This is a genomic window from Achromobacter sp., assembly GCF_050285585.1.
In the GTDB taxonomy this organism is placed as follows: domain Bacteria; phylum Pseudomonadota; class Gammaproteobacteria; order Burkholderiales; family Burkholderiaceae_B; genus Achromobacter.
The window spans coordinates 13537-40304 of record NZ_JBLZXF010000038.1 but is presented as its reverse complement, the minus strand read 5'-3'; the positions used below and the strand labels follow the sequence as shown (position 1 = coordinate 40304).

The 26768-nt window shown below is 66.9% G+C and carries 27 protein-coding genes; 7 read left to right on the top strand and 20 right to left on the bottom strand.

Going from position 1 to position 26768, the window contains the following annotated elements; genetic code table 11:
• A partial coding sequence (locus tag ACN6PJ_RS27370) for a bile acid:sodium symporter family protein (protein ID WP_427998916.1) occupies positions 1–720 on the top strand: 720 nt, incomplete at its 5' end.
• 64 nt (positions 721–784) lie between these two features.
• Here ACN6PJ_RS27370 and ACN6PJ_RS27365 read toward each other — a convergent pair.
• The 12 genes from ACN6PJ_RS27365 to ACN6PJ_RS27310 form a co-directional block, all read right to left on the bottom strand.
• The gene (locus ACN6PJ_RS27365) at positions 785–2167 is read right to left on the bottom strand and encodes a replicative DNA helicase (RefSeq protein ID WP_043548965.1); all 1383 of its coding nucleotides are present in this window, start codon (positions 2165–2167) and stop codon (positions 785–787) included.
• Positions 2164–3003, bottom strand: coding sequence for a hypothetical protein (locus ACN6PJ_RS27360; RefSeq protein ID WP_427998915.1), 840 nt, complete (start codon positions 3001–3003; stop codon positions 2164–2166). Before ACN6PJ_RS27360 ends, ACN6PJ_RS27365 begins: the two co-directional genes overlap by 4 nt.
• Before the next feature lie 86 nt (positions 3004–3089).
• Positions 3090–3545, bottom strand: coding sequence for a 50S ribosomal protein L9 (gene rplI, locus ACN6PJ_RS27355; protein ID WP_427998914.1), 456 nt, complete (start codon positions 3543–3545; stop codon positions 3090–3092).
• A 14-nt stretch (positions 3546–3559) separates the two neighbouring features.
• Positions 3560–3832 carry a 30S ribosomal protein S18 gene (gene rpsR / locus ACN6PJ_RS27350; RefSeq protein WP_006218308.1) on the bottom strand — a complete coding sequence of 91 codons (273 nt, stop codon included), beginning with the start codon at positions 3830–3832 and terminating at the stop codon, positions 3560–3562.
• A gap of 108 nt (positions 3833–3940) precedes the next feature.
• The gene (gene priB, locus ACN6PJ_RS27345) at positions 3941–4264 is read right to left on the bottom strand and encodes a primosomal replication protein N (RefSeq protein WP_427998913.1); all 324 of its coding nucleotides are present in this window, start codon (positions 4262–4264) and stop codon (positions 3941–3943) included.
• 52 nt (positions 4265–4316) lie between these two features.
• Positions 4317–4691: a 30S ribosomal protein S6 gene (rpsF, locus tag ACN6PJ_RS27340; RefSeq protein ID WP_062684545.1), complete on the bottom strand. Its 375-nt coding sequence runs from the start codon at positions 4689–4691 to the stop codon at positions 4317–4319.
• 215 nt (positions 4692–4906) lie between these two features.
• Positions 4907–5821 (bottom strand): DUF817 domain-containing protein, encoded by a 915-nt coding sequence (locus ACN6PJ_RS27335; RefSeq protein ID WP_427998912.1) that lies wholly within the window; start codon positions 5819–5821, stop codon positions 4907–4909.
• A 7-nt stretch (positions 5822–5828) separates the two neighbouring features.
• Entirely contained in the window at positions 5829–6626 is a 798-nt protein-coding gene (gene folE2 / locus ACN6PJ_RS27330; protein WP_427998911.1) for a GTP cyclohydrolase FolE2, read from the bottom strand.
• Between the two features lie 166 nt (positions 6627–6792).
• On the bottom strand, positions 6793–8655 hold the full coding sequence (gene dxs / locus ACN6PJ_RS27325) for a 1-deoxy-D-xylulose-5-phosphate synthase (RefSeq protein WP_427998910.1): 1863 nt from the start codon (positions 8653–8655) through the stop codon (positions 6793–6795).
• Positions 8656–8708: 53 nt separating this feature from the next.
• Positions 8709–9620: a polyprenyl synthetase family protein gene (locus tag ACN6PJ_RS27320; RefSeq protein ID WP_427998909.1), complete on the bottom strand. Its 912-nt coding sequence runs from the start codon at positions 9618–9620 to the stop codon at positions 8709–8711.
• A 7-nt stretch (positions 9621–9627) separates the two neighbouring features.
• The gene (locus ACN6PJ_RS27315) at positions 9628–9894 is read right to left on the bottom strand and encodes an exodeoxyribonuclease VII small subunit (protein ID WP_427998908.1); all 267 of its coding nucleotides are present in this window, start codon (positions 9892–9894) and stop codon (positions 9628–9630) included.
• Between the two features lie 82 nt (positions 9895–9976).
• Positions 9977–10831 (bottom strand): IclR family transcriptional regulator, encoded by an 855-nt coding sequence (locus ACN6PJ_RS27310; protein ID WP_427998907.1) that lies wholly within the window; start codon positions 10829–10831, stop codon positions 9977–9979.
• A gap of 142 nt (positions 10832–10973) precedes the next feature.
• Between ACN6PJ_RS27310 and ACN6PJ_RS27305 the strand changes: the two genes are divergently transcribed.
• The 3 genes from ACN6PJ_RS27305 (at position 10974) to ACN6PJ_RS27295 (ending at position 14576) form a co-directional block, all read left to right on the top strand.
• Positions 10974–11942 carry a Bug family tripartite tricarboxylate transporter substrate binding protein gene (locus ACN6PJ_RS27305; RefSeq protein WP_427998906.1) on the top strand — a complete coding sequence of 323 codons (969 nt, stop codon included), beginning with the start codon at positions 10974–10976 and terminating at the stop codon, positions 11940–11942.
• Between the two features lie 119 nt (positions 11943–12061).
• Positions 12062–13072 carry an acyltransferase gene (locus tag ACN6PJ_RS27300; RefSeq protein ID WP_427998905.1) on the top strand — a complete coding sequence of 337 codons (1011 nt, stop codon included), beginning with the start codon at positions 12062–12064 and terminating at the stop codon, positions 13070–13072.
• Between the two features lie 355 nt (positions 13073–13427).
• Positions 13428–14576, top strand: a complete 1149-nt coding sequence (locus tag ACN6PJ_RS27295; RefSeq protein ID WP_427998904.1) for an aromatic ring-hydroxylating oxygenase subunit alpha — start codon at positions 13428–13430, stop codon at positions 14574–14576.
• Between the two features lie 82 nt (positions 14577–14658).
• On the opposite strand, the gene ACN6PJ_RS27290 is transcribed toward ACN6PJ_RS27295, so the two are convergent.
• The 5 genes from ACN6PJ_RS27290 to ACN6PJ_RS27270 all read right to left on the bottom strand — a co-directional run bounded on the left by ACN6PJ_RS27290 (position 14659) and on the right by ACN6PJ_RS27270 (position 20771).
• Positions 14659–15789 (bottom strand): TIGR03364 family FAD-dependent oxidoreductase, encoded by a 1131-nt coding sequence (locus tag ACN6PJ_RS27290; RefSeq protein ID WP_427998903.1) that lies wholly within the window; start codon positions 15787–15789, stop codon positions 14659–14661.
• Positions 15790–15972: 183 nt separating this feature from the next.
• Complete coding sequence (locus tag ACN6PJ_RS27285; protein ID WP_427998902.1) at positions 15973–16995, bottom strand: putative 2-aminoethylphosphonate ABC transporter substrate-binding protein; 1023 nt, start codon at positions 16993–16995, stop codon at positions 15973–15975.
• Positions 16996–17092: 97 nt separating this feature from the next.
• Positions 17093–17914 (bottom strand): phosphonoacetaldehyde hydrolase, encoded by an 822-nt coding sequence (gene phnX / locus ACN6PJ_RS27280; protein WP_427998901.1) that lies wholly within the window; start codon positions 17912–17914, stop codon positions 17093–17095.
• Between the two features lie 27 nt (positions 17915–17941).
• Positions 17942–19690 (bottom strand): putative 2-aminoethylphosphonate ABC transporter permease subunit, encoded by a 1749-nt coding sequence (locus ACN6PJ_RS27275; protein ID WP_427998900.1) that lies wholly within the window; start codon positions 19688–19690, stop codon positions 17942–17944.
• Positions 19691–19697: 7 nt separating this feature from the next.
• The gene (locus ACN6PJ_RS27270) at positions 19698–20771 is read right to left on the bottom strand and encodes a putative 2-aminoethylphosphonate ABC transporter ATP-binding protein (protein WP_427998899.1); all 1074 of its coding nucleotides are present in this window, start codon (positions 20769–20771) and stop codon (positions 19698–19700) included.
• Positions 20772–20921: 150 nt separating this feature from the next.
• Here ACN6PJ_RS27270 and ACN6PJ_RS27265 point away from each other — a divergent pair, with 150 nt between their 5' ends.
• Together ACN6PJ_RS27265 and ACN6PJ_RS27260 are read left to right on the top strand one after the other, a co-directional pair.
• Positions 20922–21785 (top strand): LysR family transcriptional regulator, encoded by an 864-nt coding sequence (locus ACN6PJ_RS27265; RefSeq protein ID WP_427998898.1) that lies wholly within the window; start codon positions 20922–20924, stop codon positions 21783–21785.
• A gap of 54 nt (positions 21786–21839) precedes the next feature.
• Entirely contained in the window at positions 21840–22409 is a 570-nt protein-coding gene (locus ACN6PJ_RS27260; RefSeq protein ID WP_427998897.1) for a phosphonate degradation HD-domain oxygenase, read from the top strand.
• Positions 22410–22439: 30 nt separating this feature from the next.
• Here the strand turns inward: ACN6PJ_RS27260 and ACN6PJ_RS27255 are convergent, their stop codons facing one another.
• On the bottom strand, positions 22440–23294 hold the full coding sequence (locus ACN6PJ_RS27255; RefSeq protein WP_427998896.1) for a sulfurtransferase: 855 nt from the start codon (positions 23292–23294) through the stop codon (positions 22440–22442).
• Positions 23295–23331: 37 nt separating this feature from the next.
• The gene (locus tag ACN6PJ_RS27250; protein ID WP_427998895.1) at positions 23332–24186 is read right to left on the bottom strand and encodes a DMT family transporter; all 855 of its coding nucleotides are present in this window, start codon (positions 24184–24186) and stop codon (positions 23332–23334) included.
• A 150-nt stretch (positions 24187–24336) separates the two neighbouring features.
• Here ACN6PJ_RS27250 and htpX point away from each other — a divergent pair, with 150 nt between their 5' ends.
• Positions 24337–25218, top strand: a complete 882-nt coding sequence (gene htpX, locus ACN6PJ_RS27245) for a protease HtpX (RefSeq protein ID WP_427998894.1) — start codon at positions 24337–24339, stop codon at positions 25216–25218.
• Between the two features lie 64 nt (positions 25219–25282).
• On the opposite strand, the gene ACN6PJ_RS27240 is transcribed toward htpX, so the two are convergent.
• Positions 25283–26674 (bottom strand): L-serine ammonia-lyase, encoded by a 1392-nt coding sequence (locus ACN6PJ_RS27240; protein ID WP_427998893.1) that lies wholly within the window; start codon positions 26672–26674, stop codon positions 25283–25285.
• Positions 26675–26768 lie beyond the last annotated feature (94 nt).

Below are 26768 nucleotides of genomic sequence, written 5' to 3'. Positions count from 1 at the left end.
GCGCTCAAGCCCGTGCTGGAACCGCTGGTCACGCCCGAGCTGTACCTGGGCATCCTGTTCCTGTGCTGCCTGCCCGCCACCGTGCAATCGGCCATCGCCTTCACTTCGATGGCCCGCGGCAACGTGCCCGCCGCCGTGTGCAGCGCGTCGGCCTCCAGCCTGCTGGGCATATTCCTGACGCCCCTGCTGGTGGGCACCGTGGTGGCCAACGCGGGCAGCGCGCCGGTTTCGTTCGATGCCGTCGTCAAGATCATGACGCAGCTGCTGCTGCCTTTCGTGCTGGGCCAGTTCGCGCGCCGCTGGATCGGCGCCTGGGTCCACAAGCGCAAGGCCATGCTGAAGTTCGTCGACCAGGGCTCCATCCTGCTGGTGGTGTACACGGCGTTCTCCGAGGCAATCAATGAAGGCCTGTGGAGCGCCACGCCCATCCCCGCCCTGCTCGGGCTGGTCGTGTGCTGCGCGGTGATCCTGGCGCTGGCGCTGGGCCTGTCCGCCCTGGCCGGCAAGGCGCTGGGATTCAACATCGAAGACCGCATCACGCTGCTGTTCTGCGGCTCGAAGAAAAGCCTGGCCAGCGGGATCCCGATGGCGCAGGTGCTGTTCGCCGGCCACGCCGTGGGCGCGATCGTGCTGCCGCTGATGCTGTTCCACCAGATCCAGCTGATGGTCTGCGGCGTGCTGGCCGCGCGCTACGGCAAGCGGCCCGAGGCCGAGGGCTGAACGCTGCGCCTGCTGGCGAAAAAAAACCGCGCCCGATGGCGCGGTATTTTTTTGCCGGATGCCCTCAGTACATGTCGCGCGGTTGCGCGCCCGAGAAATTCAGGAAGCGCGTGCTGGAACCCTGGAAAGTCAGGCGCACGGTGCCGATCGGACCGTTACGCTGCTTGCCGATGATGATTTCCGCAGTGCCCTTGTCCGGCGAGTCGGGGTTGTAGACCTCGTCGCGATAAATGAAGAGGATCACGTCCGCGTCCTGTTCGATGGCGCCGGATTCCCGCAGGTCGCTCATCACGGGCCGCTTGTTGGGACGCTGTTCCAGGCTTCGGTTCAGCTGCGACAGCGCGATCAGCGGGCAGTTGAGCTCCTTGGCCAGACCCTTGAGCGAACGGCTGATCTCCGACACTTCGGTGGCCCGGTTCTCGCCCGAGCCGTTGCCCGACATGAGCTGCAGGTAGTCGATGATGATCAGGCCGAGCTGGCCGCACTGGCGCGCCAGGCGGCGCGCGCGGGCGCGCACTTCCATCGGGCTGAGCGCGGGCGATTCGTCGATGTAGACCTGGGCGTCCTGCATCAGCTGCACCGCGTGGGTCACGCGCGGCCAGTCCTCGGCGATAAGCTTGCCGGTGCGCATGCGGTGCTGGTCCAGCAGGCCGACCGAGCCCAGCATACGCATCGCCAGCTGCACAGCGCCCATTTCCATCGAGAACACCGCCACGGGCAGCCCTTCCTCGATGGCGACGTGCTCGCCGATGTTCATGGAAAAAGAGGTCTTGCCCATGGACGGACGGCCGGCGACGATGATCAGGTCGCCGCCCTGCATGCCGGACGTCATCTTGTCCAGGTCGGTAAAGCCCGTGGGCACGCCCGTCACGTCGGACGTGCTTTCACGGTGGTAGAGCTCGTCGATGCGTTCGACTACCTGCGTCAGCAGCGGCTGGATCTCCTGGAAGCCGGCGGCGCCGCGCGCGCCTTCCTGGGCGATCTGGAATACCTTGGACTCGGCCTCGTCCAGCAGCTGGCGGGCTTCCTTGCCCTGCGGATTCATGGCGGCCGAGGAAATCTCGTCGGCGATGGAGACCAGCTTGCGCAGCATGGCGCGTTCGCGCACGATCTCGCCGTAGCGCCGGATGTTGGCGGCCGAAGGCGTGTTGTGCGCCAGCGCGTTCAGGTAGGCCAGGCCGCCCGAATCTTCGGCCTTTCCGGCGCTGACGAGCGACTCGTGGACCGTAATGACGTCGGCGGGGCGCGCCAGCCCGATCAGGCGGGCGATGTGGTGCCAGATGAGCCGGTGGTCGTGACGGTAGAAGTCTTCTTCGACCAGGACGTCGGCGATGCGGTCCCAGGCGGCGTTGTCGAGCAGCAGGCCGCCCAGGACCGACTGCTCCGCCTCGATGGAATGGGGAGGAACGCGCAGGTACTCGAGCTGGGGATCGGCAGGTGTGTTCATGGCTTCAATAGTAACGGCTGCAGGATGTCCGCAACGCGGAAGAACCCTTGGATATCGCGCGAAGGCACCCGCCCCAACACGGCGCGCAAGGGCGCGGCGGCGGAGCACAGGAGCCGCGCCAGGCGCGTGAGGCGGGCCTTGACCTCGGGATCCGGGTTGTGCTCGAAATAGACGTCGAGCGCCAGTTTACCCAGCGTCCGGGCCGCGTCGTCGGGCAGTTTCCGCAACGACGCCAGCGAGGCCAGCATCTGGAACAGATCATAGGCCTGGGCGAGCGGGCGCGACAGGGTCGAGCCGATATTCTCTTCGAAATCGATGCGCCACAGCTCGCCGTCCTGCAGCGTGACGTTCCGGATCTGCGCGCCGCCGTGCCACATGCCCCGGACATGGAAGGAAGCCAGGTCGGCCGCGGCCGCCCGGGCGAGCCAGAGCCTCGACGTCGTGTCTTCGTTGCGGATCAGGTCGGCCAGATCCTCGCCCACGTATTCGAGGACGAGCAGGCCCTGCTCCTGCCACCACACCTCGGGAACGCGGCAGCCGGCCTTGAGCAACTGCCCGAGCCGTTGCGATTCGTGCGCCAGGCCATTGCGCAGCAACACGCCTGGCCGCGGGAACTCACCCAGGAAAAGCTTGCACCCCATGCCCAGGAACAGCGCGCGCGCATAGCGCATGACATAGCTGACGCCCCGGCCGAGGCTGGGGCGGCGGCGCTTGATGATGCAGCGCACGCCGTCTATCGTCACATCCCGCACCGAGGGTTCGCGCGAGGCGTCCACGCTGTCGAGCCAGGCTCGCAAGCCGGGAGGGGCGTTGTGATGGACGGGTGGCTGGGTCAAGGAGGCCTCTGAGGAAATGCCGCGCCCGGTACAAGGCAAAAAAAAGCCGGCGCGCGGGCCGGCTTCTTTTCACTGCCGGTACCGGCTTAGGACAGTTCGCCTTCGACCAGGACCGTCACGTCGACCAGAACGTCGGCGTGCAGGGCAACCTGGATCGGGAACTCACCGACCGACTTCAGCTGGCCGGTGGGCATGCGCACCTGGGCCTTTTCGACGGCTTCGAAACCCGCCTTGCGCAGGCCGTCGGCGATGTCGGCGTTCGTGACCGAGCCGAACAGACGGCCGTCGACGCCAGCCTTCTGGACGACCTTCAGCTGGAAGCCGGACAGGCGCTCGCCCAGGGCTTGAGCGGCGGCCAGCTTTTCAGCCTGGGCCTTTTCCAGCTCGGCGCGGCGGGCTTCGAATTCCTTCATGGCGGCGTCGGTTGCGCGACGGGCCTTCTTCTGGGGGATCAGGAAGTTGCGGGCGTAGCCATCACGCACGCGGACGACTTCGCCGAGGTTACCCAGGTTGACGACTTTTTCGAGCAGAATAACTTGCATTTCAGTGCCCCGGATTAGTTGTGGTTGTCGGTGTAAGGCAACAGGGCCAGGAAGCGCGCGCGCTTGATGGCGGTGTCCAGCTGGCGCTGGTAGATTGCCTTGGTGCCGGTCAGGCGAGCCGGGATGATCTTGCCGTTTTCTTGCACGAAGTCGCGCAGGGTGTCCAGATCCTTGTAGTCGATCTCTTCGACGCCGGCTGCGGTGAAGCGGCAGAACTTACGACGCTTGAAGAGCGGGTTCTGCTGCGTGAATTTGCGTTTTTCTTTGCGTTTTCCGAAGAAAGCCATGATATGTGCCTCTTTGTTTGAGGGGGCCGGTTTTACCCGAATCGGGCCCGAATCCCCATAACCTATCCGTATTCAGAAGGCGCTCATCGCGCCACTTGCTCATTCCCTTCAGGCCACCACCGGATCGCGCCCTGCGCTGCCTCCGATCTTGCGCGCCTGCTGCAAATGCAGCTTGACCTTCACCGAGTCCTTGCGGGCGGGAGCCAGAAACCCCTGCACCTGCAATTCGGACCCTAACGCGGTGTCCTTCAACAGCAACGCCAGATCGCCCAATGCCACCGCCGCGATCGTCAATTCAACGCGGCGCGGAAGGCCGGCTTCAATGACTTCGGACTCGTGGGCCAGCAGCATTTCCAGCGCTGGCAGTCCGGCGGGAGTGTGGCGCAAAGGCTCGCATTCGATAACGCGGGCGCTGAGTTCCAGCTTGTTCATCCTGCCAGGCACCGAGGGGACAAAATGGGAAAGAGCTCTGCGTGAGCCCTGCTTACTCGGCCTGAGCCGCGGCCGCTTCCGCCGACGCCTTGCGGGCTTCTTCGCGCTCGACCGACTTCATCATGATCGAGGGCGCGGTCTGGGCCTTCTTGGTCTTGATGACCAGGTGGCGCAGCACGGCGTCGTTGTAGCGGAACGAGTGTTCCAGCTCATCCAGCGTGGCTTGGCCGCACTCGATGTTCAGGCAGACGTAGTGAGCCTTGACGAGCTTCTGGATCGGGTAGGCCAGTTGACGGCGACCCCAGTCTTCCAGGCGGTGAACCGAGCCGCCTTGGCCCGTGACCAGCGCTTGGTAACGCTCGACCATGGCGGGCACTTGCTCGCTTTGGTCGGGGTGAACGATAAACACCACTTCGTAGTGACGCATGAGTAAAACTCCTTGAGGATGTCTCGCTGGCCTGGCGTCCTGCATCCGCGCTTTCCATCACGGATGTTCACTGCGCACGGATTGCATGCGCAAAAACGGATGACGCCGGCCCGCAAGGGGCAGCCCGCTGCCCAAAAACCATGGGCGGTCGAGCAAGAAAGCTCTCGATTATCGCCGATCGGGCCGCTCGACGCAAGCCGCCCTGCCCTGAAAAATCAGGGACGGGCCGTCTCCGCGCCGGGATCCACGCCCGCGACGGCATCGGCCGGTCCGATTTCGCGGGGACGATTCACCACACTGACCATAACGTAACTGATGATCATGAGCAGGAACCAGGAGCCCAGCTTGGCGAAGGACACCCATTGCCAGCCTCCGGACTGACTCGGGTAGCGCCAGGCGTTGGCGAAGGTGCCGATGTTCTCGGCGAACCAGATGAACAACGCCACCAGGACGAACCCCAGCAGCAGGGGCATGCGGCGATAGTCGCGCCAGATCCGGAAGTACACCCACGTGCGGGCGAACAGCACGGCCGTCAGCGCGAAGAGGAGCAGCCTGAAATCCGCGATGAAATGGTGCGCGAAGAAATTCACGTAGATCAGCGCGGACAGGACCGCCGTGGCCGCCAGCGGCGGGTGCGCCCTGAATCGGAAGTCGAACAGGCGCCACACCCGCGCCAGGTAGCTGCCCACCGCCGCGTACATGAAGCCCGTGAACAGCGGCACGCCGCCGATGCGCAGCACGCTGGCCTCGGGATAGACCCAGGAACCGGCGGCCGTCTTGAACAGTTCCATTCCCGTGCCCACGACGTGGAACATCAGGATCACCCGAGCCTCGCTCCAGGTTTCCATGCGCAGCGCCAACAGCGCCGCCTGGAGGCCCAGCGCGGCCAGGGTCAGGAAATCGTAGCGGGCCAGGAACGCATCCTTGGGATACCACCAGTACGTGCCCAGGAGCAGCGCGCACATCAGGCCGCCGAAGAGGCAGGCCCAGGCCTGCTTTACGCCGAAGCGGAAGAATTCGTACAGCGCGACGCCGCAACGGCCGCGGCCGGCCAGATGACTGGCCAGCCGCGATTCCCAATCCTGCAGCCCGGCGATTAGCGGCCAGTCGCTGGCCGCCGGATGGCGCACGGAAAGCTCAGCCTTCCACGACGGCGTAGGCCGAGTGGTTGTGGATCGATTCGAAGTTCTCGGCTTCGACGCGATAGCGGGCGATGCCGGGGTGGGCGTTCAGGCGGGCCGCCACGTCGCGCACCAAGTCTTCGACGAACTTGGGGTTGTCGTAGGCGCGCTCGGTGACGTACTTTTCGTCGGGCCGCTTCAGCAGGCCCCAGAGCTCGCACGACCCTTCCTCTTCGATCAGGCGGATGACGCTGTCCATGCTGATGTCGCCATTCAGGATGGCCGAGACGGTAACGTGCGAACGCTGGTTGTGCGCGCCGTATTCGGAGATGGCCTTGGAACACGGACAGAGGCTGGTGACGGGCACCTGCACGACCAACTCGAACTCGACCTCTTCACCCTGGGCGCGGGCGATCCACTGGACTTCGTAGTCCAGGAGACTCTGCACGCCGGAGATCGGGGCGGACTTGTTGATGAAATACGGGAACGACGCCGTGATGTCCCCGCGCTCGGCATGCAGCAAGGGCAGCATGTCGGCCGCCATGGCGCGGAATAGGGCCGGCGTCATGGGCGTGCTGCGATACTTTTCCAGCAGGGCCACGAAACGGGACATGTGCGTCCCCTTTTCTTCGGGGGACAGCGCCACCGTCAGCGTCCAGTTGGCCACGGTGCCCTGGGGCGAACCGTCGCCGCTTTCAACCAGCATGGGGTGGCGCACGCCACGGATGCCCACGCGCTGGATTGGAATGTGCCGGGTGTCCGCCGAACTCTGGACGTCAGGCATCACGATGGCGGGGTCGATCGGAGAATTCATTTCGGCTTACCTGTCTAGGCGTTCGGTCGTGGATACGCGCGGGCCTAGGAATCTAAAAGAAGGGGGCCATTATCGCCCATACTCCGGCAATCGCCAGGGAAAACCCTTTCATTCGTAGGTTGGCGGGGCCGGAACACTGTGTTTCACCGACGCGGGCCGGGCCCGCTCAAGCGAGCAGATCGGCGTAGCGCGCGCGGATCGAACGCTCGATGCCCGCGGCGTCCAGGCCGATGCCGGCGAGCAGGGCCGATTGCTCGCCGTGGTCGATGAACTCGTCGGGCAGGCCCAGTTGCAACACCGGAATCTGCACGCCGGCCGCGGCCAGCGTTTCCAGCACGGCGCTGCCCGCTCCGCCCATGACGGACGCGTCTTCCAGCGTGACCAGCGCATCGTGCCGGGAGGCCAGGTCAAGCACCAGGTCGCGGTCGATCGGCTTGACGAAGCGCATGTCGGCCACGGTGGCGTCCAGCTTTTCGGCGGCCCCCAACGCGGCCTGCACCAGCGTGCCGAAGCCCAGGATGGCGATCCGGGCGCCTTCGCGGCGAACCACGCCGCGCCCGAGTTCCACGGTCTCCAGGCCGGGCGCTTCCGCCGCGCCGCAACCGGCGCCGCGCGGGTAGCGCACCGACGCCGGGCCGGGGTGCTGATAACAGGTGGAGAGCAGCAAGCGCGTTTCGTTTTCGTCCGACGGCGTGGCCACCACCATATTGGGCACGCAGCGCAGGAACGCGATGTCGTAGTTGCCGGCATGGGTGGCGCCGTCCGCGCCCACGATGCCGGCGCGGTCCAGCGCGAAGGTGACGTCCAGGTTCTGCAAGGCAACGTCGTGGATGAACTGGTCGTAGCCGCGCTGCAGGAACGTGGAGTAGATGGCGACCACGGGTTTCTGGCCTTCGCAGGCGATGCCGGCGGCGAAGGTCACCGCATGCTGTTCGGCGATGCCCACGTCGAAATACCGCTGCGGAAAGCGCTTTTCGAACTCCACCAGCCCGCTGCCCTCGCGCATGGCGGGGGTGATGCCGACCAGGCGCGTGTCCTGCTCGGCCATGTCGCACAGCCACTGGCCGAACACCTGGGTGAACGTGCGCTTGCCCGGCGCCTTGGATTGCTGGATGCCGATCGCGGGGTCGAATTTGCCCGGACCGTGATACAGGACCGGGTCCGCCTCGGCCAGCTTGTAGCCCTGCCCCTTGCGCGTCACCACGTGCAGGAACTGCAGGCCCTGCAGCGCCTTCAGGTTCTGCAGGGTGGGCACCAGCGCGTCCAGGTCATGCCCGTCGATGGGGCCGACGTAGTTGAAGCCGAATTCCTCGAACAGCGTGGCCGGCGTGACCATGCCCTTGGCATGCTCTTCGAAGCGGCGCGCCAGTTCCAGCACCGGCGGCACGTGCTGCAGCACCGCGCGGCCGACATTCTTGGCCGCCGCGTAGAAACGGCCCGACATCAGGCGGGCCAGATAACGGTTCAGCGCCCCCACCGGCGGCGAGATCGACATATCGTTGTCGTTCAGGATCACCAGCAAGTTGATATTGGGCGTGACGCCCGCGTTGTTCATGGCCTCGAACGCCATGCCGGCGGACATCGCGCCGTCGCCGATGACGGCGATATGCTGCCGCTGCACGCCGGCGTTGCGCGATGCGACCGCCATGCCGAGCGCGGCCGAGATAGAGGTCGAGGAGTGCGCCGTGCCGAAGGCGTCGTATTCGGACTCGCTGCGCTTCGGAAAGCCGGAAATCCCGCCCTGCTGCCGCAGCTGGGCCATGCCGGCGCGACGGCCGGTCAGGATCTTGTGGGGATAGGATTGATGGCCCACGTCCCAGACGATGCGGTCATGGGGCGTATCGAATACCTGGTGCAGGGCCAGCGTGAGTTCGACGGTGCCCAGGTTGGACGACAGATGCCCGCCCGTTTTGGATACCGATTCCAGCACAAAGCCTCGCAGCTCGTCCGCCAGCTTCTTCAGCTCGCGGCGATCCAGGCGCTTGAGGTCTGCCGGGGATTGAATGCGGTCCAATAAATCTGTCGTCATGCTTTTATATGGTTCGTTGGCCCGGCCTGCATCCAGCCCGGGCTTGTCTCGGCTCAACGGTCTCGGAGGACGATAAAGTCCGCCAGCTCGGCCAGGCGCGAGCCCGCCTCGCCCAGCGGGGCCAGCGCGGTCAGCGCGTCCTCGCGCAATTCCTCGGCAAACGCCCGCGCCTCGGACAAGCCCAGGAGCGATACGTACGTGGGTTTGTTCTCCGCCGCATCCTTGCCCGGCGTCTTGCCCAGGCTGGCGCTGTCGGCGGTCACGTCGAGGATGTCATCCACGACCTGGAACGCCAGGCCGATGGCCTGCGCGTAGGAATCCAGCGCCTGGCGCGCCGCCGAGCTGGCGCCGGCCACGATCCCGCCCAGGGCCACGCTGCAGGCGAGCATGGCGCCCGTCTTCATGCTGTGCATGGTCTGGAGCTCGTCGCGCGACAGCGACCGGCCCACGCTGAACAGATCGATGGCCTGGCCGCCCGCCATGCCCTGGCTGCCCGCGGCGCGCGCCAGCGACTGGGTCGCCTGCACGATCAGCGCGGGCGCGATGGGCATGGAGGCCAGCAGATCGAAGGCCAGCGGCTGCAGGGCGTCCCCCGCCAGCATGGCGGTGGCTTCGTCGAATTGCACGTGGGTGGTGGGCCGCCCCCGGCGCAGCGTATCGTCGTCCATGCACGGCAGGTCGTCGTGCACCAGGGAGTAGGCGTGGATCAGCTCCACCGCCGCGGCGGCGCGGTCCAGCGAGGCCTCGACGGCCAGGACGCTGCCGCTGACGGGGCAGGCCTGCCCCGCCGCATAGACCAGCGCGGCCCGCACCCGCTTGCCGCCGCCGAGCACGGCGTACCGCATGGCTTCGTGCAGGCGGGCGGGCAATGCGTCCGCGGGAGGCAGAAGATCGTCCAGGACCTCTTCGACGTGCCGCACGCGTCCTTGCAGCCACTCCGGAAAGGCGAGTTGAATTTGCTTCATCAGGTTTTTATTCGTCATCCAGCGCCGTCGGATCCAGCGGGCGCAGCAAGTCGCCTTCCAGGACCCTCACCTGCTGCTCAGCCTGCGCCAAGCGATCCTGGCAGACTCGCGTGAGCGCCACGCCGCGCCGGTAGGCCGCCAGCGATTGCTCGAGCGGCAACGATCCGTCTTCCATGGCCGCAACCAGCGATTCGAGTTCGGCCAGCGCCGTTTCGAAATCCTGGGGCAAGGGACGGTCATCGACCTGCGGGTCGGCTTGTGAGGGTTTGGCCAAACGGGTCTCCGAGGACGCTAGGGGTGGATCAATCCGTGAATTGTACGAGATACCCAGCCCCAGCCCCGAGGCGCCGCGCGTCTCAGGCGGGCGCCCCCGCCAGTCCCGCGATCGCCGCCCGCAGCGATGGCGCCACGCGCGCGCGCAACTCCGCCTCGGGCAGCAGGCTGGCCGGCCCTCCGCAGCTCATGACGAACACGCCCTCGCCCGTAACCGACGAGAACGGAACCGCGACCGCGTTGATCCCGGATTGCCATTCGCCGATGGCGAAGCAGCAGCCCGACTCCCGCAATTCCACGCGAGCGCGCTCGATGGCGGCCGCCTCGGGCGCGGCCTGGCCCAGGCGCGCCAGCGCGTCGTCGCAGGCGGGCACGGGCAGGCTGGCCAGGTAGGCCCTGCCCATGGCGCTGTCCAGGCTCGCGCGGTAGCCGACCGGCAGGCGCAGATAGAGCGCGGAGGAACCGTGGATCGCCTCGACATAGGTCATGGCGTCGCCGTCGAAAGCGCCCAGGGCGACGGCGCCGCCCGTGCCGCGGGCCAGTTCGGTCATGGACGCCTTGGCCAGTTCGCGCACTTCCAGGCCGGCCAGCAGGCCGAAGCCCAGCGCCAGCACCCCGTAGCCCGGCGAATACTTGCCCGTGTCCGGGTGGTAGCGCAGGTAGCCCAGCTCGGTCAGCGTGAAGGTGATGCGGCTGATCGTGGGCTTGGGCAGGCCGGTCAACCGGGCCAGATCCAGGTTGCCCAGCGCGGTGACGCCATGCCGGAAGCAGCGCAGCACGTCCAGGCCGCGCGCCAGCGCGGTAATGAAATCGGGCGAGTTGGCGCCCTCGCCCCCGCCGGCTGCGCGCTTGCGGCGCGCGGGCAGGCTCAGCTCGACCTTGCCGTCCGGCTTGGCGGCGGGGTGGACGATGCGCTTGGAGTCAGAAAAAGATTGCATTTCTATTCGCTTCGTTTTTATAGTTTATTTCGAATAACAAAATTAAATTCCATTATTCGGAATTTAAAGCATCCGTAGGGAACTTGGCAAGCACAAGGCCGGGCCCCACGACCCACACCGTACGCGACATCAAGGGGAACACATGATACGCACGAGCTTCAAACTGCTGGCCACCCTGCTTCTCGGCGCCGCCGCGCTGGGCGCCCAGGCCGATACCTATCCTTCCCGCCCGATCAAGGTCGTCTCGCCCTTCCCGGCCGGCGGCGCCACCGACGTGCTCACGCGCATGCTGGCCGAACGCATGGCCAAGACGCTGGGCCAGCCCATGATCGTCGAGAACAAGGCCGGCGCAGGCACCTCCATCGGAGCGGCGTTCGTCTCGCGCGAGGCGCCGGACGGCTACACCATCCTGATGGCCACCAACTCCACACTGGTCACGAACCGCTATCTGTACAAGGAACTGCCGTACGACCCGGACGGCTTCGCCCGCATCGGCATGGTGGGCGTGGGCCCGCTGGTCCTGCTGTCCAGCCCCAAGCGCCCCTTCAACAGCACGCAGGACATCGTCGCCTACGCCAAGCAGAACCCGGGCAAGCTGACTTTCGCCACCTTCGGGCCGGGCACCTCGTCCCACCTGGCCGGAGAGCTCTTCAAGAAGCGCGCCGGCATCGACATCCTGCACGTGCCTTTCAAGGGCGCGACCCAGGCCCTGCCCGCGCTCATCAGCGGCGACGTGGACCTGTTCTTCGACATGGTGGCCACCGGCATGCCCCAGGCCGACGCGGGCAAGGTGAAGGTGTTCGCCATCACCAGCCCCTCCCGCCTGGCCACGCTGCCCAAGCTGGAAACGCTGTCCGAGCAGGGCTACCCCTCGTTCGATCTGACCGCCTGGTTCAGCTTCGTCGCCCCCAAGGGCACGCCCGCCCCCGTCATGGAGAAACTGCAGCAGGCGCTGGCCGAAACGCTGCAGGACGAAGCGGTGAAGAAACGCATGCTGGACATGGGCATCGACCCGCGGTCGGGCACGCCGGCCGAATTGGACAAGCAGATCCAGACCGAACAGCCGATCGTTTCGCAACTGATCAAGCAGGCCAACATCGTCCTGCAGTAAGGTCCGGCCCGCTTCGTGACAAAACGTATGCAGGATGGTGTTAACAGGCCCTAACCCCTGGAAACACCCACCGCGCTCCCGGCTGCTATGGTGAAAAAAAGCACCAAGCCGGGAGTCCGATGCCGTACCTGGAAGAAAGATATGCGCGCCTGGACGCGGCGCGCTGGCTGGCGGCCTTGGCCGTCGTCCTGCTGCACAGCGCGGCCATGATCGTCAGCAACCCGGCCGCCTATGGCGGCGGAGCGTGGCTGGCCGCGAATCTCTACGATTCGGCGGCCCGTTGGTGCGTGCCCGTCTTCGTCATGGTCAGCGGCGCCCTGCTGCTGGATCCCGACAAGCCCCACGACGCCCGCCAGTTCTACAGCCGGCGGATGGCCCGGATCTGCGCCCCGCTCGTCTTCTGGACGCTTTTCTACCTGGCATGGCGCACCGCGCTGGACTGGTGGGACGATGGCCGCATCGATTTTTCGTTCTGGCCCCGCAAGGTCGTCCAGGGCGAGCCCTACTACCACCTTTGGTACCTGTACATGATCGTGGGGCTGTACCTGTTCGCCCCGCTCGCCCGGCTGCTCTATGCCCGCAGCACGCCCCGGGCGCGCGGACTGTGGGTCGTCGGCATCCTGGGCGTGGCGATCCTGGACGCCCTGTACCGCCGCGCGCTCGGGGCTCCGGCCGGCTTTTTCCTGACCTGGTTCCTTCCTTACCTGGGCTATTTCGTGGCCGGCCGCCTGATCTTCGACGGCCAGATGCGCGTGCCGCGCCCCGGCCTGATGCTGGCGGCCAGCGTGGCCGCGACCGCGCTGGGCGTCTACACGATGTCCAGCAACCGGACATTGGATACCTATTTCTATGACTATTTCAGCTTGACCGTGCCGTTCATGTCGCTGGCCGCGTTCCAGTGGATCGTTTCGTCGCAGCGCGTCCCGCGCCTGGCTCCGCTGGCGCCGCTGACCTTCGGCGTGTACCTGATCCATCCGCTGTTCCTGGATCTGGCGCGCCGTGCCGGCGCCATGACCGGCTCGCGCAGCGACGCGTGGACCGTGCCCCTGCTGGCCGCTACCGTCTTCACCCTGTCGGCGGCCAGCAGCTGGCTGCTGCGGCGGCATCCGGCCACTCGCAGACTCGTCTGAAAGGCCGAGTCCGGCGGGTGGAATCGGGGTTTCCGCGCCGGCCGCAACGGCTCAATCGCGGCTTCATGACGCTTCACGGATCTTCACGGGCGCGGGGGAAGGGCTTGGGGTACAATTCACGGCTTATTTGATCGGCCAGACACCGATTTTTCTTCGCGCCAGAACGGAATTCACCCGGCGGATTTCACTTGGCGGATTTGCCCAGCGGGATGCAACCGGCAACAGCCGGCTGATTCGGCCAAGCCCCCCAGGCCCGGCCGGACAGTTCCACCATGCACGCTGGGCAAGGCCACCACGCAAAGCTGCCTGGCAAAAGCTCAACCGTCCTGGCTTTTTTATCCGAGCGGAGGGAATCATGACCGACATCGGTCGGATGGCACACGTAGTGCCAGCTCGCACCCAGCTACCCGTCAGCGCATATTTTGACGAAGCCCTCTTTGCCCGCGAGCAAGAACTCATTTTCAGGCAATCCTCGCAATACGTCGGCCACCAGAAATTGGTGCCCGAAATCGGGGACTGGCGTACGCTGGTCCAGGAAAACGGAGGGCGCGTGCTGGTTCGCAACCAGCAAGGCGTCGAACTCATCTCAAATGTCTGCCGCCACCGGCAGGCATTGATGCTTGGCGGCGAGGCCGGCAACGTGGCCGGCAACTGCAACACGGCGGGCAACCTGAAGGCTACCGGCGGCAACATCGTGTGCCCGCTGCATCGTTGGACGTACAACAACCAGGGCGAGTTGTTGGGCGCGCCTCAGTTCGACACCACGCCCTGCATGAACCTGCAGAAGTTCCGCCTGCGCGATTGCCACGGCCTGCTGTTCGAAGGTCCGCGCGATCCGGCCTCCGACATGGCTCCGCTGTTCTCGCGTCCCGAATTCGATTTCGGCGACTACGTGCTGGACCACGTCGAAGTGCACCAGTGCAACTACAACTGGAAGACCTTCATCGAGGTCTATCTCGAGGACTACCACGTCGGTCCGTTCCATCCCGGCCTGGGTCGCTTCGTCACCTGCGACGACCTGACCTGGGAGTTCAACGACTGGTACAGCCTGCAGCGGGTCGGCGTGCACAATGCGCTGGCCCAGCCGGGCTCGGACGTCTACAAGCAATGGCATGACCGCCTGCTGGCGTTCCGCGAAGGCGACGCGCCCGATTTCGGCGCCGTGTGGGTCACGTATTTTCCCACCCACATGATCGAGCTCTATCCGCACGTGCTGGTGCTCTCCACGCTGTACCCGAAGAGCCCTCAGGAGACGGTGAACGTGGTCGAGTTCTACTACCCCGAGGAGATCGCGGCCTTCGAGCGCGAATTCGTCGAGGCGCAACGCGCCGCCTACATGGAAACGGCCATCGAGGACGACGAGATCGCCGAACGCATGGACGCCGGCCGCAAGGCCCTGATGCAGCGCGGCGTGAACGAAACCGGTCCCTACCAGTCGCCCATGGAAGACGGCATGCAGCACTTCCACGAATGGTACCGCCGCATCATGCAGGAGAAGCTCTGAAGCCCCTGGCTTGGGCGCCCCGCCCCGGCAAGAGAAAGGCCTCGCGAACGCGAGGCCTTTTTTCTTGCGGCACGAGCCTGGATCAGCGGCCGAGCGCCCCGGCCACGGTGCGCTCGCCGATGGCCAGCCCCACCGTCATGCCCACGCCCGAGTGCATGACCGCCACCGTCGTGGCCGCGTCGACCGGCATCACCGAGAACGGCGCCGGCCCGTGGGCGCCGTAGACGCCCTGCCAACGCTCCCGCACGCGCAGCCGCGCGCCCAGGGCCCGCGAAGCCAGGTCCAGCATCGCATCGTCGACCGCTTCGTCGTTGAACGGCGGGGCGTCCTGGCCATAGCGGTGCGAATCGCCGATGATCAGTTCGCCGTAGGGCGTGGGGCTGATCAGCAGGTGGATGCCGTTTTCCAGCAGCATCGGCGTGCGCGCCTGGATCACGTCGCGCAGCGCCAGCGCCGACGGCAGGTCCGAGAACGCGCCATAGTGCACGCAGGACAGGCCCGTGAGCAGGGGGCGGTCCAGCGCGATGGGATCCGTCTCGAAAGCGGCGCGCAGCATCTGCAGGCGCGTGACCTCCAGGTTCAGCGGCGCGAACAATTCGGGCATCAGGGTCAGGTAGTCATGGCCGGGGCATACGAACACGTGCCCGCCCTTGAACTCGCCGGCCGTGGTGCATACCCGCCCTCCTTCCACCGCGCGCGCCAGGGTGCCGGTGATGAAGACGACGCCCAGCGCTTGCGCCAGGTAGCGCGTGATGGCCGGCAGCGCCTCGCGCGAATAGATCTGCAGGTCGTCGTGCCCTTGCAGGGCCGCGCAATGGTGCGACAGCCTGCCGCCATACAGACGGGCAACGCCGCGGCTCGACAGCAGTTCGGCGCGATAGCCTTCCCGCTGCATGCGGACGTCGGCGAATTCCTGCAGCACGTCCGCCTCGTCGGCGTTGCGCGCCAGCACCAGCGCGCCGTTGGCCCGCACATGGAAGCCGGCCTTCGCCGCCAGGTCCAGCCACAACGCGCGGGCCTGCTGGGCATGCGACAACATCATGCCGGGCGCCTGGCCCGTTACGATGACCTGGCCAAAATTGCGGATCGTGGCGCCGTGCGCCTGACGGCTGCGCTCGATCACGGCCACGGACAGACCGCGCTTGGCGGCCGCCCAGGCGTGCGCGATGCCGAGCATGCCCGCGCCCACCACGACTACGTCGAAATTCTTCATAAAGGGTAGAGTCCCCCCCGACGCGCTGCGCTTCCCCCCCAAGGGGGAGCCGCTGCGAAGCGGCAAAGCCGGATCCGCGCGGCCCCGCTCGGCTGGCGGGAGGCGTGTCAACGCGACGGAGAAATCAAATGTGAAACGGAGCGACCACTTGGACAGCGCCCGGCCGGGCGCCGCCTTGCCCGCTTACTTCTTCTTCGGCTCCGACTTGCCGTCGTAGCGCTTGGTCCATTCGGCGATGATGCGTTCGCGGTTCGTGGCGGCCCACACGAAATCGTTCTTGATCATGCGCTTGGTCAGGTCGGACGGCAGGTTGGGATTGACCGTGGCGATGGAAGGGATCGCCAGCACCGCGAAGTTGGCCTTGTACAGCTCATTGGCCTCGCGGCTGGCCGAGAAGTCGGCCAGCTTGCGCGCGGCTTCCAGGTTCTTCGTGCCCTTCATGATGGCGGTCGCTTCCACTTCCCAGCCCAGGCCTTCCGACGGGAACACGGCTTCGACCGGCGCGCCGTCGGCCTTCAGCTTGGCGGCGCGGTAATCGAACGACACACCGATCGGGAATTCGCCGGCGGCGGCCATGTTGCAAGGCTTGGAGCCCGAGTGCGTGTACGAGCCGATGTTCTTGTGCAGGGCATCCATATAGGCCCAGCCCTTCTCTTCACCGAAGATCTGCAGCCAGGCGCTCACGTCCAGGAAGCCCGTGCCCGAGGAAGCCGGGTTGGGCATTACGATCTTGCCCGCGTACACCGGCTTGGTCAGGTCCTCCCAGGAGGCGGGCTTGGGCAGCTTCTGCTTTTCGGCCTCGATGGTATTGAAGCAGATGGCGGCGGCGTAGCCGTCCATGCCGACCCACGACGGCTCGGCCTTGGCGTCGCGCATGTTGGCGGCGATCTGGTCCAGGCCCTTGGGAGCGTAGGGCTGCAGCATGCCTTCCTTGTCCATCAGGCCGAGCGCCGTGCCGGCCAGGCCCCAGATCACGTCGGCCTTGGGGTTGTTCTTCTCGGCCAGCAGCTTGGCGGCGATGATGCCGGTGGAATCGCGGACCCACTGGATCCTGATGTCCGGATTGGCCTTCTCGAACGCGGCCTGGTAGACCTTGATCTGGTCGGCTTCGAGCGCGGTGTAGACGGTCAGGGTGGTCTCGGCGGACGCGGCGCCCATCACGCCCGTCAGGGCGGCGGTCAGTGCAAGCAGCTTGTAGCGATTCATGGAGTACTCCGTGGGTAAGCGGAAAAAAGGCTGAAGAGGGCCCCGGGGGCCGGCCGGGGCCGGTCCCGCATGCAATGGGGGAGATGTCGGCGGGCGGTTAAGGGCGCTGGCCCGCGGACAAGCGGGATTCGACGTCGGCAATCACGGCGGGCAGATCGGCGACGGTGTCGATCAGGTAGTGCGGGGCGGCGGGCGAAAGCTCGGCGCTGGCCCGGGAGCGCGCCTCCTGGCGCCCCGCCTCGTCCAGGCTGAGGTATTCGTCCAGCGTCAGGCCGGCGGCATTGCCGGAAAGCAGCAGGCCCACCGTCCACATGCCGGCGCGGCGCCCTTCCTCGATGCCCGGCGCGGTGTCGTCGACCTTGATGCAGGCCGCCACGTCCGACAGGCCCAGCTCCACGACGTTCTTCAGGGCCATCGCGGGCGCGGGACGGGCGCGCGGCACGTCGTCGCTGGCGACGATGCAATCGGGTTCCAGGCCCTCCGTGGCGGCGCGCTCGATCACGCGGCGCATGACGCTGCCGGGATAACCGGAGCAGGAGCCGATCTTCAGGCCGCGCTGGCGCAGCGCGCGCAGCAGTTCGGCCGCGCCGGGTATCGCCGCCGAATACTGGGCGACCTTTTCCAGCTGCATTGGCAGGAAGCGCTCATAGATGGCGGTCACGTCGTCGTCCGTGGGCAGGCGGCCGAACTGGGCCTGGTACTGGCTGGCGATGGCAGCCTGGTCGCACAGCGCGCGGATATGGTCCCACTTGCCCATGCCCATCGGGCCGCGAGCCTGCGCCAACGACACATCCATGCCGAACTGCGCGAACGCATCGACGAACACCTTGGTGGGCGCGAAGGAACCGAAATCGACCAGCGTTCCGGCCCAATCGAAGATCACCGCTTCCAGGCGGACAGGCAAAGGCGAAACAGTCATGAGGTCATCCTTCAAGAAAATGATCGGTCAATGGGCCGAGGGGCGGCGCCAGGCCTGGCTGCGCGCCACCAGCGCGCGGCTGGCCAAGTGGAGAACCAGCGCCGCGACGGCCGAACTGGCCATGATCACGGTGCACATGGCGGCGGCGGGGCCGATGAACCCGGCATCGTCCATGTTCAGCACCGCGACCGCGGCCAGCACCGTGGACGGGCTGTAGAGGAACACCACGGCCGACACCGTCGTCATGGCGGAAACGAACAGGTAGCGGGCGACGTCGAGCGCAGCCGGCAGGCACATCGGCAGCGTCACGCGCAGGAACGTCGTCAGGCGCGGCACCTTCAGCGATGCGGAGGCCGCTTCGAATTCGGGATCCAGCGCATTGAGCGCCGTGGAAGCCGTCAGGTGCGCGCTGGTGTAGAAGTGGACGACCGTGCACAAGACCAGCAGCGGCATGGTTCCGTACAGCACGTTCAGCGGGTTCATCGGGCTGTTGAAGAAGAAGATGTAGCCCAGGCCCAGCACCAGGCCGGGAACGGCCATGGGCATCAGCGCCAGCATGCCGAGCAGGCCGCGCAGGCCTCGCGTCGGCGCGCTGCGGGCGGGCACCTTCTCCATCATCCAGGCGCCGGTGAAGACCACGGCGGTGCCGACCAGGGCAGTGCAGAACGCCAGCTCCAGGCTATTGCGCCAGGCCAGCCAGCCGCCGCCATCCATATTGTCGAAATCATAGGAACGCAGCGACATGGACAGGTTGTAGGGCCACATCTTCACGAACGAGGCCCACACCGCCACCCCGATGATCAGCAGCAGGAACGCGGCCAGCACGCCGGCCAGCGCCAGGAACGCGGCGTCGCGGCGGCGGTTTTCGCCTGCGGCGTAGGGCTGGGCCCGGCCGCTCATCTGGGCGCCCTGCCGGGCGCGCAGCCGCCGGTCCAGGGCGAATGTCAGGATGGCGGGCACGAGCAAAAGGATGCCGATGGCCGCGCCCTTGGGAAAGTTCTGCTGCCCGACCACGGCCTTGTAGGCCTCCATCGCCAGCACGTTGTAATCGCCGCCCACGACCTTGGGCACGCCGAAGTCCGTCACCGTCAGCGTGAACACCACGCAGCACGCGGAGAACACGGCATAGCGGGTGCCCGGCAGGGTCACGGTCATGAACGTGCGCATGGGCCCTGCGCCCATGGCGCGGGCCGCGTCGTAGAGGCGGCCGTCGGCCAGGGCCAGGCCGGTCAGCAGGATCATGAGAGCGTGCGGGAAGGTATAGAACGCTTCGCCCGCGACGATGCCCCAGAAACCGTAGAGGGTCGCGCCGCCGGTCAGCCCCTTGAGCAGCCCTTGGTTGCCCAGCAGGTAGACCAGGGCGATGCCCGGCAGCAGCGACGGAGCGAGCAGCGGCAACAGGGCGACGGTGCGCAGCAGCCCCTTGCCCGGCAGGCGCGTGCGCGTCAGGCCGTAGGCGAAACCGTAGGCGCAGGGCACCACCAGCAACGTCGTCACGACGCCGACCGCCAGGCTGCGCCCGACCATGCCCAGGAAGCCGTCGCCGCCGATGATGCCAGCGACCACCGACAGGCCGGCCCAATCGCCGTTGCCATCGGTCACGGCCTTGGCAAGGATCGCCAGGAGCGGCAGCGCCAGGAACACCAGCAGGCACAGCGCCAGCACGCCCTGCCCCCCCGCGAGACCGGCGGCGCCGATCCAGGCGGGCAAGGGGCGGCGGCCCAGCGCCGGCGCCGGCGCGGCGACCGCGGCGGGCGCATTGGAGGCACGGATCATGGCCGGATCAAGCGTAGGCGCGTATCGCATGGCGCGGCAGCTCCACCCAGCAGCGGCTGGCGGCGTGAGGGCCCAGCAGGGCGTCTCCGATTTCAGGGGATACGATGGAATGCACGGTGGCGCCGGGCACGCCCTCCAGGCGCAGCGCCAGGCGGTAGCCCCGGCCCAGGAACACGCCGTCCAGCACGTCGGCCAGCATGGCGTTGGGCTGTTCCAGGCGCGCGGCGCTGACGCGCACGGCCTCCGGCCGCACGAAGAGCCTGCCGCTGCGGGCGTCCAGCGCCTCGTCCACGGCCAGTTCCTGGCGGCCCACGCGTGCGCGATGGGCGTCCACTCGCTCGAACGGCAGCCAGTTCGCCTCGCCCACGAAATCGGCGATGAAGGCCGAACCGGGCTGGCGGTAGAGTTCCCTGGGGGTGCCGTACTGTTCGATGACGCCGCCGTTCATGACGGCGATGCGATCGGCCATCACCATGGCCTCTTCCTGGTCATGCGTCACCATCAACGTGGTGATGGACAAGCGTTTTTGCAGCGCGCGCAGCTCGATGCGCAGGTGCTCGCGCACCCGGGCGTCCAGGGCGGACATGGGCTCGTCCAACAACAGCAGGGACGGAGAAGGCGCCAGCGCGCGGGCCAGCGCCACGCGCTGCTGCTGCCCGCCCGAGATCTGTCCCGGGTATTTTCCGGCCGCCCCCGCCAGGCCCACCAGGGTCAGCATTTCCTCGACGCGGCTGGCCACGTGGCTGCGATGGGCGCGCTTGCCGCTCAGCCCGTAGGCCACGTTCTGGGCCACCGTCAGGTTGGGGAACAGCGCGTAGGACTGGAACAGAATGCCGTAGTCGCGCGCTTGCGGCTCGGCATGCGAAATATCGCGGCCAGACAGCACGATCGTGCCGCTGTCCTGGCGCTCCAGGCCGGCGATGGCGCGCAGCAAGGTGGTCTTGCCGCAGCCCGAGGGGCCCAGCAGGCACACCAGCTCTCCGGCGCGGATGTCCAGCGAGACGTCCGACAGCGCGGTGTGGCTGCCAAACCGCTTCACGAGATGCCTGACAGAGAGAAATGCGTTATCGCGTTCGGCCATGGGGCCTCCGGTTTGGGAACGCACGCAGTATGGAAGGCGCGTATTGAGTGTTTATGACACTTCGCGCAAATGCAGTAATAAAAACATCAAATTATTTTGGTGTACTGGCGGTCTTGCGCATTGCGTCCATTTATCGCCCCCCCGAACACCGTGCTTGTCGCCGAACTCAAATCCTTCTATGCCGTGGCCCGCTGCGGCACCGTCACCAAGGCCGCCGCCCAGCTGGGCGTCAGCCAGCCCACGGTGACGGGGCAATTGCGCCAGCTGGAGTCGCGCTATGGCGTCGAGCTGTTCCACCGGCAGGGCCGCGGCATGCGGTTGTCGGACGCGGGCCACAGCCTGATGCCCATGGTGGAAAAGCTGGTTCAGCAGGAAACCGAGATCGACTTCCGCCTGCGCGACGCCAGCGACCTGCGCGAGGGCAACCTGAGGATCGGCGCCACCGGTCCCTACTACATCATGGATACGGTGCGCAGCTACAACCAGCGCTATCCGGGCATCGACCTGACCCTCGCCATCGGCAATTCGCAGAGCATGCTGCAGGCCCTGCACGATTACCGCATCGAGATTGCCACCTCGTCCTTTCTAATGGATGACAAGCATCTGTACCGGCGGATGATCGCGGCCGATCCCATCCGCGTGGTGACGCATCGCGACCACCCGCTGGCCCGCCGCGGCCAGGCGCGCCTGGCCGATCTGGCGGAGCACGCCCTGCTCCTGCGCGAACCCGGCTCCATGACGCGGCAGCTCACGGAAGATGCCCTGCAGGCGGCCGGCGTGGCGGTGCGGCGCACGCTGGAAATCGGCAGCCGGGAGTCCATCCGCCAAGCCATTCTGTGCGGGTTGGGAATCAGCCTGATCCCCTCGCGCGAAATCCCGTCGCACCCCGATCTGGCGGCCCTGGACATCCGGGGCGCCGACATCGTGATGCATGAATACCTGTATTGCCTGCGCGAGCGCCAACCGGTGCAGCTCATCGCGCGCTTTCTGGAGATGGCGCCGTCGGCGGGCTGACCTCGAACGGCCCCCGCCCGCCATCTCCTCTTTGCGGCCACTCTGGAGACGACCATGGCCTTGACCCTGCAAGATATCGAACAGATTTTCCTGGAGCGCGGACACCGCTCCTACCATGGCGAGTCCGTCAGCCATCTGCGGCATGCGCTGCAGACGGCGGCGCTCGCCGAACGCAATGGCGCCGGCCCTCACCTGATCACCGCATGCCTGCTGCACGACCTGGGCCACCTCATCGCCGACCGGCCGGGCACGCCGACCCTGCGCGGCATCGACGACAAGCACCAGTACTTCGTGCTGCCCTTCCTGCGCGGCCTGTTCAGTCCGGCGGTGCTGGACCCGATCCGCCTGCATGTGGAAGCCAAGCGCTACCTCTGCTATGTGGAACCGCAATATGAAGCGTGGCTGTCGGAGGATTCGAAGCGCAGCCTGGCGCTGCAGGGGGGGAGTTTCGATGCGGGCCAGGCGGTGGATTTCGCGAGCATGCCGGGCGCGCCGGACGCGATACGGCTGAGGCGCTGGGACGACATGGCCAAAGTGCCCGGGCTGGCGACGCCGTCCCTGGATCATTTCCTGGAAATCGCCGAGGGAGTCTCGGGACGGGTCAAGCTGGCCGCCGTCTGGTAGCGGCGGCCTGGCGCCGCGAAGGTCGCGGGGCTAGGCGCCCTTGGCCACCGGACGGGACGGGTCGCTGCACCACTCGCTCCAGGAGCCCGGGTACAGGCGCGAACCGGAAAGGCCGGCGATCTCCATCGACAGCAGATTGTGGCAGGCGGTGATGCCAGAGCCGCACTGGTGCACGATGGCCGCGGGATCGCGGCCGTCGAGCAGGCTGGCGAATTCCTCGCGCAACTGCCCGGCCGGCTTGAAGCGTCCGTCGGCCTGGAGGTTCTCCCCGTTGGGGCGGTTCAGCGCGCCGGGAATGTGGCCGGCGACGGGATCCATGGGCTCGACCTCGCCGCGGTAGCGGTTGGCCGCGCGCGCGTCGATCACGGTAAACGACGGGCGCGCAATGTTGTCCAGCACGGCCTGCGCGTCCACGGTGCCGGCCAGCGCGGCGCCAGGCTCGGCCGTCGTTTCCAGCCGGGCCGGCGCGGGCGCGGGCTCGGCCGTCGTGGGCAGCCCGGCGGCGACCCAGGCCTGCCAGCCGCCGTCCAGCACGGCCACCTGCCCATGCCCGAGCCAGCGCAGCATCCACCATAGATGCGCCGCGTACATGCCGCCGCTGGCGTCGTACGCCACGACCAGGGTCCGGGGCGTCACGCCGTGGGCGGCCATCAGCGCGCCGAACGCCTCGCGGGAAGGCAGAGGGTGCCGTCCGTTCGTGCCCGTGCGCGGAGCCGCCAGCTCGGTTTCGTGGTCCAGGTAGCGGGCGCCGGGAATGTGGCCGGCCTCGTAGGCCTGGCGGCCCGCCGCGTGGTTGGTCAGGTCGTGGCGCACATCGAACACGCGGACATCGGGCGAGTCCAGGCGCTCGGCCAGGTCGGCCGCGGAAATCAGTGTCATCGTCATTCGGTGTGCTCCTGTATGGAATGCGGAGGGCCGCGGGTCAAGCCGCCTTGGGGTCGCGCATAGTGCGCCACACCGACAGCAGGCCCGCGAAAATGATCAGGCCCATGCCGGCCCAGGCCAGGGCGTCGAGGTGGTCGCCCCACAGGCCCATGCCCAGCAGGGCCGCGAAAATAATGGTGCTGTACTGCAGGGCCGCGGTCAGCAGCGCGGAGCCCATGCCGAACGCCCGCGTCATGGCCAGCTGGCCGAACAGGCCCGCCACCCCCACGCCCACCAGCGAAAGATAGCCCGTCCAGTCGGCCAGGCCCCAGCCCTCGAAGGCCAGCCCGGCAAGGCTGGACACGCACACGGCCACGGAGAAGAACAGCACGGTGCGCCATTCGGGCTCGCCGATGCGGCCCAGCTGGCGGATCTGCATCATGGCGATGGCCGACATGGCGCCCGCCCCCATGCCCAGCAGCGCGGCCAGCCACTGGTCGTCGTTGATGCTGGGCCGCAATACGGCGATCACGCCCAGGAAGCCCAGCGCCACGGCCACGATGCGCACCGGGTCGCGCTGCGCGCCGCCCCAGCCCAGCATCCAGCAGGCGATGAAGAGCGGCGCCGTGTAGTTCAGGCTGGTGGCCGTGGCCAGGGGCAGGTGGGAAATGGCGAAAAAACCCAACCACATTGACGTGACGCCGGACAGGTTGCGCCACAGGTGCAGCCTCCAGCTGGTCGGGATGATGGACTGGCGGCCCGCGCGGGCCCAGATCAGCAGCAGGATGACCGACGGCAGGCCGCGGAACAGCACCACTTGCGGCAACGACGCGCCATGCTCGGTACCGAGCTTCACGAACGATCCCATGATGGCGAACATGGCGGACGCCAATAACATCCAGAGAGCCTGCATGGGGGATCTGCGCTAAGGGAAAGTGGGAGGGAATAGGGGAAAGCGATACTATACTCTCCGTCACCGGAGCGGTGCCGCCGGCTCGGGGAACTGGCGGGCCGCCGCCATGTCGAACTTCGGCAATTCCCGCTCGCAGAGGAACAAAAAAACATGAAACGCATCATCCTTTTCGTCATCACCAACCTGGCCGTCATGCTCGTGCTGTCGGCCACGCTGCGCATCCTGGGCGTAGACCGCTACATCACCGCCAACGGCCTGAACCTCAACGCCCTGCTGATCTTCTCGCTGGTGGTGGGCTTCACCGGCGCCATCATCTCCCTGCTGATCAGCAAGCCGATGGCCAAATGGAGCACGGGCGCGCAGGTGCTGGACCCGAACTCGCCCCGCAACCAGCGCGAGGCCTGGCTGGTCGACACCGTGCACCAGCTCGCCGACCGCGCCGGCATCGGCCGTCCGGAAGTCGCCATCTATGAAGGCGCCCCCAACGCCTTCGCCACGGGCGCGTTCAAGAACGACTCGCTGGTCGCCGTATCGACCGGCCTGCTGGAAAGCATGAGCGAAGAGGAAGTCGCCGCGGTGCTGGCCCACGAAGTGGCGCACGTCGCCAACGGCGACATGGTCACGCTGACCCTGATCCAGGGCGTGGTGAACACCTTCGTCGTATTCCTGGCCCGGGTGGTCGGCTACTTCATCGACCGCGCGGTGTTCAAGAACGAACGCGGCGTGGGCCCCGGCTACTACATCACGGTGCTGGTCTGTGAAATCATCTTCGGCGTCCTGGCCTCGATCATCGTCGCCTGGTTCTCGCGCCAGCGCGAATACCGCGCCGACGCGGGTTCGGCCCACCTGATGGGCGCCCGCGAACCGATGATCCGCGCCCTCGCCCGCCTGGGCGGCCTGGAACCCGGCGAACTGCCCAAGTCGTTCGAGGCCTCGGGCATTGCCGGCAAGGGCGGCATCGCCGCCATGTTCGCCTCGCACCCGCCGATTCCGGCCCGTATCGCCGCGCTGCAGAATGCGCGCGTGATCTAAGCCTCGCGGCCAGCAAAAAGCCCCTCCACGGAGGGGCTTTTTCTTGGCCGCCGCGCGCACGCCCTCAGCATTCGACGATGTTCACCGCCAGGCCGCCGCGCGCCGTTTCCTTGTACTTCGTCTTCATGTCGGCGCCGGTCTCGCGCATGGTCTTGATGACGGAGTCCAGCGATACATAGTGCTGGCCGTCGCCGCGCAGCGCCATGCGCGCCGCGTTTACGGCCTTGATGGACGCCATGGCGTTGCGCTCGATACAGGGAATCTGCACCAGGCCGCCCACCGGATCGCAGGTGAGGCCCAGGTTGTGCTCCATGCCGATCTCCGCCGCGTTCTCGACCTGCTCCACCGTGCCGCCCAGGGCCGCGGCCAGGCCGCCGGCCGCCATCGAACACGCCACCCCGACCTCGCCCTGGCAGCCGACCTCGGCGCCCGACAGCGAAGCGTTGTACTTGTACAGCAGCCCCACGGCCGCCGCCGTCAGCAGGAAATCCCGCACGCCATCGCGGTTGGATCCGGGCACGAAACGGTCGTAATAGTGCAGCACGGCCGGGATGATGCCCGCGGCGCCGTTGGTCGGCGCCGTGACCACCCGGCCGCCGGCTGCGTTCTCTTCGTTGACCGCCATGGCGTACAGATTGACCCAGTCCATGACCGACAAGGGGTCGGACAGGGTGCGCTCGGCGCGCTGCGTCAGGTTGCGGTAGAGCTCGGGCGCGCGGCGGCGCACGCGCAAGGGCCCGGGCAGTTCGCCGTCCGCTTCGGGGTAATTGATGCCGCAGCCGCGCGATACGCACTCCTGCATCACCTGCCAGATGCGGTCCAGGCCGGCATGCACCTCGGCCTCTTCCCGCCAGGTGAGTTCGTTCCTCATCATCAGCTGGGCTACCGACAGGCCGCTGTCGCGGCACATGGACAGCAGCTCGCGCCCCATCCTGAACGGATAGGGCAATTGGTCGTGCGCGGCGATGACCTGGCTGTTGGACGCACCCGCCGTCACGACGAAGCCGCCGCCCACCGACAGGTAGCGTGACTCGCGCAGCGGCTCGCCTTCGGCGTCAAACGCGTGAAACTTCATGCCGTTAGGATGCTCCGCCATGGCTTCGCGGCGGTAGAACATCATGTGTTCCCTTTCCACGAAGGGAACGGGGTAGCGCCCCAGCAGCGGCAATTGGCGGCTGGCCCGCACCGACGCGATCATCCCGGAAATGGCGGAGGGATCCACGGTGTCGGGGGCTTCGCCCATCAGGCCCAGCAGCACGCCCTTGTCGGTGCCGTGGCCCTTGCCCGTCGCGCCCAGCGACCCGTAGAGCTCGGCGCGCACGGCGGCCACGCGCGGCATGAGGCCGTCGCGCTCCAGGCCCTGCGCGAACAACAGGGCCGCCCGCATGGGCCCCACCGTATGGGAGCTAGACGGGCCTATGCCTATCTTGAACAGATCGAATACGGAAACCGCCACGCAAAACTCCAGTACATCTGACGAATGGTCAGGCAATGATACGCGCTGCCCATGACGCGCGCAGCAAAGCCCCCGGCGGGCGTATGCTGTATTG